This window comes from Pseudomonas sp. FEN (genome assembly GCF_904067045.1).
Classification (GTDB): Bacteria; Pseudomonadota; Gammaproteobacteria; order Pseudomonadales; family Pseudomonadaceae; genus Aquipseudomonas.
Map to the genome: position 1 here is coordinate 327,665 of NZ_CAJFDC010000010.1, position 12,650 is coordinate 340,314.

At 62.5% G+C, this 12,650-nt stretch carries 13 protein-coding genes and 1 tRNA gene; 7 read left to right on the forward strand and 7 right to left on the reverse strand.

The window, feature by feature from the left end; translation table 11 throughout:
* Nucleotides 1-68: 68 nt before the first annotated feature.
* The 6 genes from ftsK to cysG are packed head-to-tail and all read left to right on the forward strand — an operon-like array spanning nucleotide 69 to nucleotide 7,563.
* Nucleotides 69-2,474 (forward strand): DNA translocase FtsK, encoded by a 2,406-nt coding sequence (ftsK, locus tag PFEN_RS10180; RefSeq protein ID WP_191486709.1) that lies wholly within the window; start codon nucleotides 69-71, stop codon nucleotides 2,472-2,474.
* A 58-nt stretch (nucleotides 2,475-2,532) separates the two neighbouring features.
* Nucleotides 2,533-3,156 carry an outer membrane lipoprotein chaperone LolA gene (lolA, locus tag PFEN_RS10185; RefSeq protein ID WP_191486710.1) on the forward strand — a complete coding sequence of 208 codons (624 nt, stop codon included), beginning with the start codon at nucleotides 2,533-2,535 and terminating at the stop codon, nucleotides 3,154-3,156.
* 19 nt (nucleotides 3,157-3,175) lie between these two features.
* A complete protein-coding gene (locus PFEN_RS10190) occupies nucleotides 3,176-4,501 on the forward strand; it encodes a replication-associated recombination protein A (RefSeq protein ID WP_191486711.1) in 1,326 nt (441 codons plus the stop codon).
* On the forward strand, nucleotides 4,498-4,872 hold the full coding sequence (gene crcB / locus PFEN_RS10195; protein WP_191486712.1) for a fluoride efflux transporter CrcB: 375 nt from the start codon (nucleotides 4,498-4,500) through the stop codon (nucleotides 4,870-4,872). The genes PFEN_RS10190 and crcB overlap by 4 nt, the downstream gene beginning before the upstream one ends.
* 15 nt (nucleotides 4,873-4,887) lie before the next feature.
* A complete protein-coding gene (serS, locus tag PFEN_RS10200) occupies nucleotides 4,888-6,168 on the forward strand; it encodes a serine--tRNA ligase (RefSeq protein WP_191486713.1) in 1,281 nt (426 codons plus the stop codon).
* Nucleotides 6,169-7,563, forward strand: a complete 1,395-nt coding sequence (gene cysG, locus PFEN_RS10205; protein WP_191486714.1) for a siroheme synthase CysG — start codon at nucleotides 6,169-6,171, stop codon at nucleotides 7,561-7,563.
* 255 nt (nucleotides 7,564-7,818) lie between these two features.
* Here the strand turns inward: cysG and PFEN_RS10210 are convergent, their stop codons facing one another.
* The 7 genes from PFEN_RS10210 to PFEN_RS10240 form a co-directional block, all read right to left on the reverse strand.
* The gene (locus PFEN_RS10210; protein ID WP_191486715.1) at nucleotides 7,819-8,817 is read right to left on the reverse strand and encodes a glutathione S-transferase family protein; all 999 of its coding nucleotides are present in this window, start codon (nucleotides 8,815-8,817) and stop codon (nucleotides 7,819-7,821) included.
* Nucleotides 8,818-8,905: 88 nt separating this feature from the next.
* Nucleotides 8,906-9,907, reverse strand: coding sequence for a glycosyl transferase family protein (locus tag PFEN_RS10215; RefSeq protein ID WP_191486716.1), 1,002 nt, complete (start codon nucleotides 9,905-9,907; stop codon nucleotides 8,906-8,908).
* Entirely contained in the window at nucleotides 9,904-10,239 is a 336-nt protein-coding gene (locus PFEN_RS10220; protein ID WP_191486717.1) for a TusE/DsrC/DsvC family sulfur relay protein, read from the reverse strand. Before PFEN_RS10220 ends, PFEN_RS10215 begins: the two co-directional genes overlap by 4 nt.
* Nucleotides 10,236-10,535 (reverse strand): sulfurtransferase complex subunit TusB, encoded by a 300-nt coding sequence (tusB, locus tag PFEN_RS10225; RefSeq protein ID WP_191486718.1) that lies wholly within the window; start codon nucleotides 10,533-10,535, stop codon nucleotides 10,236-10,238. Before tusB ends, PFEN_RS10220 begins: the two co-directional genes overlap by 4 nt.
* Complete coding sequence (gene tusC / locus PFEN_RS10230) at nucleotides 10,535-10,897, reverse strand: sulfurtransferase complex subunit TusC (RefSeq protein ID WP_191486719.1); 363 nt, start codon at nucleotides 10,895-10,897, stop codon at nucleotides 10,535-10,537. The genes tusB and tusC overlap by 1 nt, the downstream gene beginning before the upstream one ends.
* Nucleotide 10,898: 1 nt before the next feature.
* Complete coding sequence (gene tusD / locus PFEN_RS10235) at nucleotides 10,899-11,291, reverse strand: sulfurtransferase complex subunit TusD (RefSeq protein WP_191486720.1); 393 nt, start codon at nucleotides 11,289-11,291, stop codon at nucleotides 10,899-10,901.
* A gap of 111 nt (nucleotides 11,292-11,402) precedes the next feature.
* Nucleotides 11,403-12,071: a Bax inhibitor-1/YccA family protein gene (locus PFEN_RS10240; protein WP_191486721.1), complete on the reverse strand. Its 669-nt coding sequence runs from the start codon at nucleotides 12,069-12,071 to the stop codon at nucleotides 11,403-11,405.
* 239 nt (nucleotides 12,072-12,310) lie between these two features.
* On the opposite strand from PFEN_RS10240, the gene PFEN_RS10245 reads away from it, so the two are divergent.
* Nucleotides 12,311-12,401, forward strand: a tRNA-Ser gene (locus PFEN_RS10245).
* The last annotated feature ends 249 nt before the right edge of the window (nucleotides 12,402-12,650 follow it).

Below are 12,650 nucleotides of genomic sequence, written 5' to 3' on the forward strand. Positions count from 1 at the left end.
GGTGACAGCGTGGCATCGGGCGGACAAATCCGTACAATGCCGGTTATGTAATGAAACAGTGAATCATTTTGAAGAAATCCACCGCCACACCCTCTAAAACAGTCGTTCCGCTCTGGCGGCAGCAGCTGCATTATCGCCTCAAGGAAGGTGCGCTGATCGCTTTCGGCGCGTTGTGCCTGTTCCTGATGATGGCCTTGCTCACCTATGGCAAGGACGATCCGGGCTGGAGCCACAACAGCAAGATCGACGACGTGCAGAACTTCGGCGGTCCCGCCGGCTCCTACAGCGCCGACATCCTGTTCATGGTGCTGGGTTACTTCGCCTATGTGTTTCCCTTGTTGCTGGCGATCAAGACCTACCAGATCTTTCGCCAGCGCCACGAACCCTGGCAGTGGAGCGGCTGGCTGTTTTCCTGGCGCCTGATCGGCCTGGTGTTCCTGGTGCTGTCCGGGGCCGCGCTGGCCCATATCCATTTCCATTCGCCCGTCGGCTTGCCGGCGGGTGCCGGCGGCGCCCTGGGCGAGAGCCTTGGCAACCTGGCGAAAAACGCCTTGAACATCCAGGGCAGCACGCTGCTGTTCATCGCCTTGTTCCTGTTCGGCCTGACGGTGTTCACCGATCTGTCCTGGTTCAAGGTCATGGACGTCACCGGCAAGATCACCCTGGACCTGTTCGAACTGGTCCAGGGCGCGCTGAACCGCTGGTGGTCATCCCGGGTCGAGCGCAAGCAACTGGTGGCGCAACTGCGGGAAGTCGACGACCGGGTCCACGAGGTGGCGCCGAGCGTTCCCGACAAGCGCGAGCAGGCCAAGGTCAAGGAACGCCTGATCGAGCGCGAGCAGGCCTTGAGCAAGCACATGTCCGAGCGCGAGAAGCAGGTGCCACCGGTCATCGCCCCGGCACCGCCGAAGCCGCCGCAGCCGAGCAAGCGCGTGGAGAAAGAGAAACAGGCGCCGTTGTTCGTCGACAGCGCGGTGGAAGGCACCTTGCCGCCGATCTCGATCCTCGACCCGGCGGAAAAGAAACAGCTCAACTACTCGCCGGAATCCCTGGCGGCCGTTGGCCACCTGCTGGAAATCAAGCTCAAGGAGTTCGGCGTCGAGGTCTCGGTGGACTCCATTCACCCGGGCCCGGTGATTACCCGTTACGAGATTCAACCGGCGGCGGGGGTGAAGGTCAGCCGGATCTCCAACCTGGCCAAGGACCTGGCGCGTTCGCTGGCGGTGACCAGCGTGCGGGTGGTGGAAGTCATCCCCGGCAAGACCACCGTGGGCATCGAGATCCCCAACGAGGACCGTCAGATCGTGCGTTTCTCCGAAGTGCTTTCGACCCCGGAGTACGACGACGCCAAATCCCCGGTCACCCTGGCCCTGGGTCACGATATCGGCGGCAAGCCGGTGATCACCGACCTGGCGAAGATGCCGCACCTGCTGGTGGCCGGTACCACCGGTTCCGGTAAGTCGGTGGGGGTGAACGCGATGATCCTGTCGATCCTGTTCAAGTCCGGCCCGGAAGATGCCAAGCTGATCATGATCGACCCGAAAATGCTCGAGCTGTCGATCTACGAAGGCATTCCGCACCTGCTCTGCCCGGTGGTCACCGACATGAAGGACGCCGCCAACGCCCTGCGCTGGAGCGTCGCCGAGATGGAGCGGCGCTACAAGCTGATGGCCAAGATGGGCGTGCGTAACCTGTCGGGCTTCAACCACAAGGTCAAGGAAGCCCAGGACGCCGGCACGCCGCTGACCGACCCGTTGTACAACCGCGAAAGCATTCACGATGAAGCACCGCTGTTGGTGAAGCTGCCGACCATCGTGGTGGTGGTCGACGAATTCGCCGACATGATGATGATTGTCGGCAAGAAGGTCGAAGAACTGATCGCCCGTATCGCCCAGAAGGCCCGGGCCGCCGGTATCCACCTGATTCTCGCGACCCAGCGGCCGTCGGTGGACGTGATCACTGGCCTGATCAAGGCCAACATCCCGACCCGCATGGCGTTCCAGGTGTCGAGCAAGATCGACTCGCGGACCATTATCGACCAGGGTGGCGCCGAGCAATTGCTCGGCCACGGTGACATGCTCTACATGCCGCCGGGCACCAGCCTGCCGATTCGCGTCCATGGCGCCTTTGTTTCCGACGATGAGGTCCATCGCGTGGTGGAGGCCTGGAAGCTGCGCGGCGCGCCCGAGTACAACGACGATATTCTCAACGGTGTCGAAGAGGCGGGCAGTGGCTTTGACGGTGGTGGCAGCGGCGGCGACGACGATGCCGAGACCGATGCGCTGTATGACGAAGCCGTACAATTCGTCCTGGAAAGCCGTCGGGCCTCCATTTCCGCGGTGCAACGCAAGCTGAAGATTGGCTACAACCGGGCCGCCCGCATGATCGAAGCCATGGAAATGGCCGGGGTCGTGACGTCCATGAACACCAACGGCTCGCGTGAAGTACTCGCCCCCGGGCCGTCGCGCGACTGATCCGCGCCGCGTGGGCTCACGCGGCACGCCTTTATCAACGAGTTCAATGAGGATTCCCATGCGTTTTATCCGCATGCTGTTGCTGCCGGTTCTGGCCCTGACCACGCTGTCGGCCCACGCCGATCCGAAGGACGTGGCCCGTTTGACCCAGTTGCTGGAAAAGTCCCAGACCCTGACCGCGCACTTCTCGCAGTTGACCCTGGATGGCAGCGGTACCCAGTTGCAGGAAACCGCCGGCGAAATGTCCCTCAAGCGCCCGGGCCTGTTCTTCTGGCACACGGATGCGCCGCAGGAGCAGACCATGATCTCCGATGGCCAGAAGGTCACCCTCTGGGACCCGGACCTGGAACAGGTCACCATCAAGAAGCTCGACCTGCGCCTGACCCAGACCCCGGCCCTGTTGCTGTCCGGCGATGTCTCCAAGATCAGCGAAAGCTTCGATATCAGCGCCAAGGAAGCCGGTGGGGTGATCGACTTCATCCTCAAGCCGAAAACCAAGGACACCCTGTTCGACAGCCTGCGCCTGTCGTTTCGCAACGGCCTGATCAATGACATGCAACTGATCGACAGCGTCGGCCAGCGCACCAACCTGCTGTTCACCGGGGTCAAGGCCAATGAACCCATCGATGCCGCCAAGTTCAAGTTCGACATCCCCAAGGGTGCGGACGTGATCCAGGAATAAGAGGTTTCAGACGCCCGCCATGGACTTGTTCAGCCGTGCCCCGATTGCCCAGCCGCTGGCCGCCCGTTTACGCGCGACCAACCTGGATGAGTACGTCGGCCAGGAGCACCTGCTGGCTCGTGGCAAGCCCCTGCGTGAAGCCCTGGAGCAGGGCGCGCTGCATTCGATGATCTTCTGGGGCCCGCCGGGCGTGGGCAAGACCACCCTGGCGCGGCTGCTGGCGGAAGTTTCGGATGCCCACTTCGAGACGGTCTCGGCGGTGCTGGCCGGGGTCAAGGAGATCCGCCAGGCGGTGGAAGTCGCCAAGCAGCAGGCCGGCCAGTACGGCAAGCGCACCATCCTGTTCGTTGACGAAGTGCACCGCTTCAACAAGTCCCAGCAGGATGCTTTCCTGCCTTATGTGGAAGACGGCACGCTGATCTTCATCGGCGCCACCACCGAGAACCCCTCGTTCGAACTGAACAACGCCCTGCTCTCCCGGGCGCGGGTCTATGTGCTGAAAAGCCTCGACGAGGCGGCGCTGAACAAACTGGTGCAGCGCGCCTTGAGCGAAGAGCGCGGCCTGGGCAAGCGTCAGCTGACCTTGGGCGATGAAGGCTTCAAGATGCTGCTGTCGGCGGCGGACGGCGATGGCCGGCGGCTGCTCAACCTGCTGGAAAACGCCTCGGACCTGGCCGAGGATGGCAGCGAGATCGGCGTTGAACTGCTGCAAAGCCTGCTCGGCGACACCCGTCGGCGTTTCGACAAGGGCGGCGAGGCGTTCTACGATCAGATTTCCGCCTTGCACAAATCGGTGCGCGGCTCCAACCCCGATGGCGCCCTGTACTGGTTCGCGCGCATGCTCGATGGCGGCTGCGATCCGCTCTACCTGGCCCGCCGGGTGGTGCGCATGGCCAGCGAGGATATCGGCAACGCCGACCCGCGAGCCCTGAGCCTGTGCCTGGCGGCCTGGGATGTGCAGGAGCGTCTCGGCAGCCCCGAAGGCGAACTGGCGGTGGCCCAGGCCATCACCTACCTGGCTTGCGCGCCGAAAAGCAACGCCGTGTACATGGGCTTCAAGGCCGCCATGCGCAGCGCCGCCGAGCATGGCTCGCTGGAGGTCCCGCTGCACCTGCGCAATGCCCCGACCAAGCTGATGAAGCAGCTGGGCTATGGCGACGAGTACCGCTACGCCCATGACGAACCCGACGCCTACGCGGCGGGCGAGGATTATTTCCCCGAGGAGTTGCCGCCGCAGCCCTTCTATCAGCCGGTGCCGCGCGGGCTGGAATTGAAGATCGGCGAAAAGCTCAACCACCTCGCCAGCCTTGACCGCAACAGCCCGAGACAACGGAGAAAGCCTTGATCCGCACCGTGCTTGCCGTCTCTGTCGCGGGTATCGTCGGCACCCTGGTGCGCTTCGCCACGGGCAATTTGATCAATGCCAATTGGCCGCGGCACTTCTATACCGCGACATTGGCCGTTAATATCGTGGGCTGCCTGGTGATTGGCGTGCTCTACGGCCTGTTTTTGCTGCGTCCCGAGGTGCCGATTGAGATCCGCGCCGGCTTGATCGTGGGATTTGTCGGCGGCCTGACCACATTTTCATCCTTTTCACTGGATACGGTGCGCCTGCTGGAAAGCGGGCAAGTGCTCACTGCCCTGGGCTATGCGGCCCTCAGCGTATTCGGCGGGCTGCTCGCGACCTGGGCCGGCCTGTCCTTGACCAAACTCTGACAACGAGAAACCGACATGCTCGACTCCAAACTGTTACGTAGCAACCTTCAGGACGTAGCGGATCGCCTGGCCTCCCGTGGCTTCAGCCTCGATGTCGCCCGCATCGAAGCGCTGGAAAACCAGCGCAAGGTGGTGCAGACCCGCACCGAACAATTGCAGGCCGAGCGCAATGCGGTTTCCAAGAGTATCGGTCAGGCCAAGCAGCGCGGCGAGGACATCGCCCCGTTGATGGCCAGTGTCGAAACCATGGGCTCCGAGTTGAGCGAGGGCAAGATCGCGCTGGACGCCATCCAGTCCGAGCTGGACCAGATCCTGCTGGGCATTCCGAATCTGCCCCATGAGTCGGTGCCGGTCGGTGCGGATGAAGAGGGCAACGTCGAAGTCCGTCGCTGGGGGACGCCGACCACTTTTGATTTCCCGATCCAGGACCATGTTGCCCTGGGCGAGAAATTCGGCTGGCTGGATTTCGAAACCGCCGCCAAGTTGTCCGGTGCGCGTTTCGCCCTGCTGCGTGGTCCGATTGCCCGTCTGCATCGTGCCCTGGCGCAGTTCATGATCAACCTGCACACCGCCGAGCACGGCTACGAAGAGGCCTATACGCCTTACCTGGTCCAGGCCCCAGCCCTGCAAGGCACCGGCCAACTGCCGAAGTTCGAGGAAGATCTGTTCAAGATCAGCCGCGAAGGCGAAGCCGATCTGTACCTGATCCCGACCGCCGAAGTGTCGCTGACCAATATCGTCTCGGGCGAGATCCTCGATCCGAAGCTGCTGCCGTTGAAGTTCGTCGCCCACACCCCATGCTTCCGCAGTGAGGCCGGTGCCTCGGGCCGCGACACCCGCGGCATGATCCGCCAGCATCAGTTCGACAAGGTCGAGATGGTCCAGATCGTCGAGCCGTCGACTTCCATGCAAGCCCTGGAAGGCCTGACCGCCAACGCCGAGAAGGTCCTGCAACTGCTCGAGCTGCCATACCGCGTACTGGCCCTGTGCACCGGCGACATGGGCTTCAGCGCCGTGAAGACCTACGACCTGGAAGTCTGGGTGCCGAGCCAGGACAAATACCGTGAAATCTCGTCGTGCTCCAACTGCGGCGACTTCCAGGCCCGTCGCATGCAGGCGCGTTTCCGTAACCCGGAAACCGGCAAGCCGGAACTGGTGCACACCCTGAACGGCTCCGGCCTGGCCGTGGGCCGCACGCTGGTGGCGGTGCTGGAAAACTACCAGCAGGCTGACGGTTCGATCCGCGTGCCGGAAGTGCTCAAGCCGTACATGAGCGGCCTTGAGGTCATCGGCTAAATGGAATTTCTGCCGCTGTTCCACAACCTGCGCGGCCAGCGTGTGCTGGTGGTCGGTGGGGGCGAGATTGCCTTGCGCAAATCCCGCCTGCTGGCCGATGCCGGCGCGCTGCTGCGGGTTGTCGCGCCCGAGATCGAGGACCAGTTGCGCGAACTGGTCGGCGGCAGCGGCGGCGAGTTGCTGCTACGCGGTTACCTTGAGTCCGACCTCGACGGTTGTGGGCTGATCATTGCCGCCACCGACGACGAGCCGCTCAACGCCCAGGTCTCGGCGGATGCCCATCGGCGCTGCGTGCCGGTCAATGTGGTGGATGCGCCGGCGTTGTGCAGCGTGATCTTTCCGGCGATTGTCGACCGTTCGCCGCTGATCATCGCGGTGTCCAGCGGTGGTGATGCGCCGGTGCTGGCGCGCTTGATCCGGGCCAAGCTGGAAACCTGGATACCGTCGACCTATGGTCAGTTGGCCGGTTTGGCGGCGCGCTTCCGGGCCCAGGTCAAGCACCTGTTTCCGGGTGTGCAACAGCGTCGGGCGTTCTGGGAAGAAGTATTCCAGGGCCCGATTGCCGATCGCCAGTTGGCCGGGCAGGGCGCCGAAGCCGAGCGCCTGCTGTTGGAGAAGATCAACGGCATGGCACCGAATGCGCCGGGCGAGGTGTATCTGGTGGGGGCGGGGCCGGGCGATCCGGACTTGCTGACCTTCCGGGCCCTGCGCCTGATGCAGCAGGCCGATGTGGTGCTGTATGACCGTCTGGTGGCGCCGGCGATTCTGGAGCTGTGTCGCCGTGATGCGGACCGGATCTATGTGGGCAAGCGGCGCGCCGAGCATGCCGTGCCCCAGGAGCAGATCAACCAGCGCTTGGTCGACCTGGCGAAACAGGGCAAGCGGGTGCTGCGCTTGAAGGGGGGCGATCCGTTCATCTTTGGCCGTGGCGGCGAAGAGATCGAGGAACTGGCGGCCCAGGGCATTCCGTTCCAGGTGGTGCCGGGGATCACGGCGGCCAGCGGTTGCTCGGCTTATGCCGGGATTCCGTTGACCCACCGCGATTACGCGCAGTCGGTGCGCTTTGTCACCGGGCATTTGAAGGATGGTTCCACGGATCTGCCATGGGCGGATCTGGTGGCGCCGGCGCAGACGTTGGTGTTCTACATGGGCCTGGTCGGGTTGCCGATGATCTGTGAGCAGTTGATTGCCCATGGTCGTTCGGCACAGACCCCGGCGGCGTTGATCCAGCAGGGCACCACGGCCAATCAGCGGGTGTTTACCGGGACCTTGGCCAACTTGCCGCAACTGGTGGCGGAGCATGAAGTGCATGCGCCGACGCTGGTGATTGTCGGTGAAGTGGTGCAGTTGCGCGAGAAACTGGCCTGGTTCGAAGGCGCGCAATCCCAGGTTTGATCGAGTCTTTGTGGTGAGCGGGTAAACCCCAACGCTGTTCAGCTAAGACTGTTTTCACGGCAGGCCGGGATATGTGGCGAGCGGGCTTGCCCGCGTTGGGGCGCGAAGCGCCCCTAAAACCTGTGAACCTCTCTTGTCAGGCAGACCGGGATGAGCGGTTTTGCGACTGCTTCGCAGCCGAGCGCGGGCAAGCCCGCTAGCCACAAGACCGTGTCCGGCTTCAGACTTTCTTAACTGAACGAAGCCTTCTGGCCCTCACGCGCCCATCACCCCACGTCCCGCCAATCGCTCGCGATCATGCTTGGCCATGAAATCCTGCTGCGGCCCCTTGGGCACGATCCCCGTCGGATTGATGGTTCGGTGACTGGCGTAGTAGTGCCCCTTGATATGGGCAAAATCCACTGTCTCGGCCACTCCCGGCCATTGAAACAGCTCCCGCAGCCAGTTCGACAGGTTCGGATAATCGGCAATCCGCCGCAGATTGCATTTGAAGTGCCCGTAGTACACCGCATCAAAACGTATCAGCGTGGTGAACAGTCGCACATCCGCTTCAGTCAGGTACTCCCCCGCCAGATAACGGTTCTCCCCCAAATGCCGCTCCAACTGCTCCAGTTCGTCGAACACATCATCAAAGGCTGCTTCATAAGCGCCCTGTGAAGTGGCAAATCCGGCCCGATAGACGCCGTTGTTCAGCGCCGGATAGATACGCTCGTTCCAGCTATCGATCACCGGGCGCAAGGCTTCGGGATAGAAATCCAGCTGATTGCCGGTCAGCCCGTTGAACGCACTGTTGAACATACGGATGATTTCCGACGACTCATTGCTGACGATGCGTTGCAACTGCTTGTCCCACAGCACCGGCACGGTTACGCGGCCGGTGTAGTCGGCGGTATCGGCGGTATAGCGTTGGTGCAGGAAGGCCTGGTCATCGAGCTTGTCGCCGCTGGAGCCGTGGGCCGGGTCGAAGGTCCAGCCGTTTTCCAGCATCAGCCAACTGACCACCGACACATCGATCAGGCTTTCCAGTCTCTTGAGCTTGCGCAGGATCAGGGTGCGGTGGGCCCAGGGGCAGGCCAGGGAAACATAGAGGTGATAGCGCCCGGCTTCGGCCTTGAAGCCGCCTTCGCCGCTGGGGCCGGGCCTGCCGTCGGCGGTCAGCCAGTTGCGGCGCTGTGCCTGTTCGCGCTGGAAGGCGCCGTCCTTGCTGCTTTGGTACCACTGGTCATGCCAGCGGCCGTCGATCAAAAGGCCCATCGGAAACTCCTCGGCAAGTCTGCGTTGGCGTTCAGTCTAAAGGCCTTTGTTCGAAAAAATAGCGCAAAGCCTGGGGGTTAATTATCGATCAGATCGATCTATCCCGTGCATCCCAGTAGCGTCGGGCCTGTTCGAAGGCCTGTTCGCGGGGTGTGCCAAGACCGCGCAGGGCCAGGGCCATGGTCGAGATCAGGGCCAGTTGCGGATAGCTGTCCTCGACCTCGCCGCGCCAGACCGCCTTGAGGTGTTCAGGCTCCAGGGTTGCCGGCTTCACATGTCGTTGCTCGGACAGCGCTGGCCATTCCTCGTCCCAGCTTGCGCCGCCCGTGGCGCCATAAAGATGGCTGCTGCTGTCCGGGTTGATCTCGATTTCGCCGCCGTCACCCTTGATCACGATCACCGTGTCACCCAACAGGCCGCTGGCTTCGCGGTGCACCGCCTGGTAGCCGGGATGGAAGATGCTTTGCAGGCCGCAGCGCGCGCCCAGCGGGTTGAGCAGGCGCGCCAGAGAGTGGATCGGCGAGCGCAGGCCGAGGGTATTGCGCAGGTCGATCATGCGCTGCAGGGCTGGCGCCCAGTCGCCCAGCGGCATGAAGGCGAGATTGCCGTGTCCGATTGCCTGCTCGACGGCTGTCCAGTCGCGGCACAACGGAATGTGCAGCGTCTCGAGCAGTTGCTCGGTGTAGAGGCGACCCGCGGTATGGGCGCCGCCGCCGTGCATGAAGATTCTGATGCCGTTCTGCGCCAGGCACTTGGCGGCCAGCAGGAACCAGGGCAGGTGTCGCTTCTTGCCGGCGTAGCTCGGCCAGTCCAGGTCGATCGCCAGCTTTGGCGCGTGCAAACGCTCGCGCAGGGATTCGGTGAAGCCGGCCAGTTCCTCCGGGCTTTCTTCCTTGTGACGCAACAGCATCAGGAAGGCCCCCAGCTGGGTGTCCTCGACCTTGCCGTCGAGCAACATGCCCATGGCCTCGCGGGCTTCTTCCCGGGTCAGGTTGCGGGCGCCACGCTTGCCCTTGCCGAGGATGCGGACGAACTGGGCGAACGGATGCTCGGCGGGCGTTTCGGTGATCAACGGCGGGTAGTCGGTCATAAGCAGTTCGTCGGTTTGGGCAGGCCCGCCAGCTTGGCGGCAAGTTTGGCGGGAGTGCCTTTGAACAAGCGGTTGAGGTGCAGGCTGTTACCTTTGTCGGCACCTAGCTTCAAAGCGGTGTACTTGATCAGCGGGCGGGTGGCGGGGGAGAGTTCGAACTCCCGGTAGAACCCGCGCAGCAGTTCAAGGATTTCCCAGTGCTCGGGGCTCAGTTCGAGCGCTTCGCGCGAGGCGAGGGCGACCGCGACTTCCGCCGACCAGTCGCTCAATTCGACCAGGTAGCCGTCTTTGTCCAGGGCGATGCTTTGCCCATTCACGGTCAGGGTGTTCATAGCCAGGTATTGACCTTGTCGTAACGGATCGACAGTTCCACGAACGCCGGGTAATCGACGCTGGTGGCCCAGGCCGGGCACTCCAGGCCTCGGGCTTGCAGGTCCTCGTCGAGCAGGAACAGGCACAGGCCATCACTGCGTTCTTCCAGCGCCTCCAGCGGCAGGCTGCGCGGTTGCACGGCATGCACCGCGTCACCACAAAGCAGCAGCGCATCCTCGTTGCCCAGCAGGCGCAGGCAACTGCCCAGGCGACTGTCGGTAAAAGGGGAATGGGACAACACATGCAAGGTCGACATCAGAGGGTGATCACCTGGTCATAACGGTTGACAAGCGCACTGAGCTGTTCGCCAGTGAGCACCTCAAGGTCTGCGCCAGCGACCTGGGTCGGGAAGATTCCCCGGTCGGCCAGGCTGTCGGCGCAGGCGTACAGCTCATCGATACCGAACAGCGACAGTGCCTGCAGGTTGGCGGTCAGGTCTTTCTGTTGCAGGGCCTTGGCGTTCTGCCCGGGCATCAGTTGGAAGACGCCGTCGTCCATGAACAGCAGGCCGATGGGCAAGTCGAACGCGCCGCCGGCCAGTACGATATCCAGCGCTTCGCGGGCGGCTGGGCCGGACCAGGGCGCCTGGCGGCTGATAATCAACAGGGATTTGGGCACTTCAAGGCCCTCCAAAGCAGATCAGGCGGTCGGCGGTTTGCACCGCATCATGCAACTGGCCCAGACCGGACAGGGCCCAGGGTGCCGTCAGATTGACCGCCGAGCGTTGATAGCGCCGGGCTTCTTCGTCGTTCAGCACGCCGCGGCGCAAGGCCGCCGCGATGCAGACCACGCCGTCGAGCTGGTGTTCGCTGACGAAGTCGGCCCATTGCCGCGGCAGGTCCTGCTCGTCCTGCGGGGTGACCACGCTGTTCGAGGCGCTGTGCACGCCATCCTGATAAAAGAACAGCCGGACAATCTCATGCCCGCCAGCGAGCACGGCCTGGGCGAACAGCAGGGCGCGGCGGGAAGAGGGCGCGTGGGGCGCGGCAAACAGCGCAATGGCAAACTTCATGGAGGACTCTGTTGGCAAACCTGGGCTCATGATAAAGCCAGAACCCCCAAGAAGCTAAATCGCCGGCAAGAAAAAGCCCGCCGAAGCGGGCTTTTGGCTCAACGGCGGCGATCAGTCATCGCGGCCCATGATGCCGAAGATCTGCAACAGGCTGATAAACAGGTTGTAGATCGACACATACAGGCTGATGGTTGCCATGATGTAGTTACGTTCGCCGCCGTGGATGATGGCGCTGGTCTGGAACAGGATGCAGACCGAGGAGAACAGCACGAAACCGGCGCTGATCGCCAGCTGCAGGCCGCTGATGTGGAAGAACATGCTGGCCAGGGTCGCGCCCAGCAGGACGAAAAAGCCGACGGTGATGAAGCCGCTGAGGAAGCTCATGTCCTTGCGGCTGATCAGCACGTAGGCCGAGAGGCCGCCGAATACCAGGGCGGTCATGGCAAACGCCGAACTGACGACTTCCGCGCCGCCCTGCATGCCCAGGTAGCGGTTGAGGATCGGGCCGAGCAGATAGCCCATGAAGCCGGTAAGGGCGAAGGTGGAGACCAGGCCCCAGGCCGAGTCACGGAGTTTGTTGGTGAGGAAGAACAGCCCGTAGAAGCCGATCAGCACCACGAACACGTTCGGGTAGCCGACGTGCATCTGCTGCGAGATGTAGGCGGTCAGGCCACTGAAGGCGAGGGTGAGGGCCAGAAGGCTGTAGGTGTTGCGCAGGACGCGGCTAACTTCTAGCTGCTCAGCCTGCACGCTGTTAACGGCGTAATCCTGTTCGCGCATGGCGACACTCCTTCGGGTTTGAAATGTTCAGTCGCAAAGATCATACCAGACGCTCTGTAACAAGCTATCACGAGAGTTTGACAGTGTGTTTCATTCCGGTATTATGGCGCCCGCAATGCCTGGGGGGTGGCCGAGTGGTTTAAGGCGGCAGTCCTCGGAACGGCCGACTGTAACAGGTCCAGGGGTTCTTGTTTTAGAGCGACCCCAGTTGCACGCTACCCAGCACATCCAGATGTATCGGGGAATTGGCAGAGTGGTTGAATGCACCGGTCTTGAAAACCGGCGAACGTTAATAGCGTTCCCAGGGTTCGAATCCCTGGTTCCCCGCCAAGAATCAAGTAAATCAAGGGCTTAGAGTGAATCTAGGCCCTTTTTTGTGTCTGGGATTCCGTTTGGTCACATCGGATGGCTGGGCATCCAGCGCCACGTTGGCGGATGGCATCTGCGATACACGGCGACACTCGAGCAGGCAGTTCATGATTGTCTGAAAACGCTTCACTGGACAATTTTCACCAAGCCCTTGTTCAGCTGCTCTTGTATTAGACCTCTAGCCATTCGGACAGGATGTTGTCCAGGGAG

What these genes read in the sequence shown, in the direction of transcription:
- lolA (WP_191486710.1), top strand. Translation starts at nt 2,533, where the DNA reads ATGCGTTTTATCCGCATGCTGTTGCTGCCGGTTCTGGCCCTGACCACG.
- PFEN_RS10190 (WP_191486711.1), top strand. Translation starts at nt 3,176, where the DNA reads ATGGACTTGTTCAGCCGTGCCCCGATTGCCCAGCCGCTGGCCGCCCGT.
- serS (WP_191486713.1), top strand. Translation starts at nt 4,888, where the DNA reads ATGCTCGACTCCAAACTGTTACGTAGCAACCTTCAGGACGTAGCGGAT.
- cysG (WP_191486714.1), top strand. Translation starts at nt 6,169, where the DNA reads ATGGAATTTCTGCCGCTGTTCCACAACCTGCGCGGCCAGCGTGTGCTG.
- PFEN_RS10210 (WP_191486715.1), bottom strand. Translation starts at nt 8,817, where the DNA reads ATGGGCCTTTTGATCGACGGCCGCTGGCATGACCAGTGGTACCAAAGC.
- PFEN_RS10215 (WP_191486716.1), bottom strand. Translation starts at nt 9,907, where the DNA reads ATGACCGACTACCCGCCGTTGATCACCGAAACGCCCGCCGAGCATCCG.
- PFEN_RS10220 (WP_191486717.1), bottom strand. Translation starts at nt 10,239, where the DNA reads ATGAACACCCTGACCGTGAATGGGCAAAGCATCGCCCTGGACAAAGAC.
- tusB (WP_191486718.1), bottom strand. Translation starts at nt 10,535, where the DNA reads ATGTCGACCTTGCATGTGTTGTCCCATTCCCCTTTTACCGACAGTCGC.
- tusD (WP_191486720.1), bottom strand. Translation starts at nt 11,291, where the DNA reads ATGAAGTTTGCCATTGCGCTGTTTGCCGCGCCCCACGCGCCCTCTTCC.
- PFEN_RS10240 (WP_191486721.1), bottom strand. Translation starts at nt 12,071, where the DNA reads ATGCGCGAACAGGATTACGCCGTTAACAGCGTGCAGGCTGAGCAGCTA.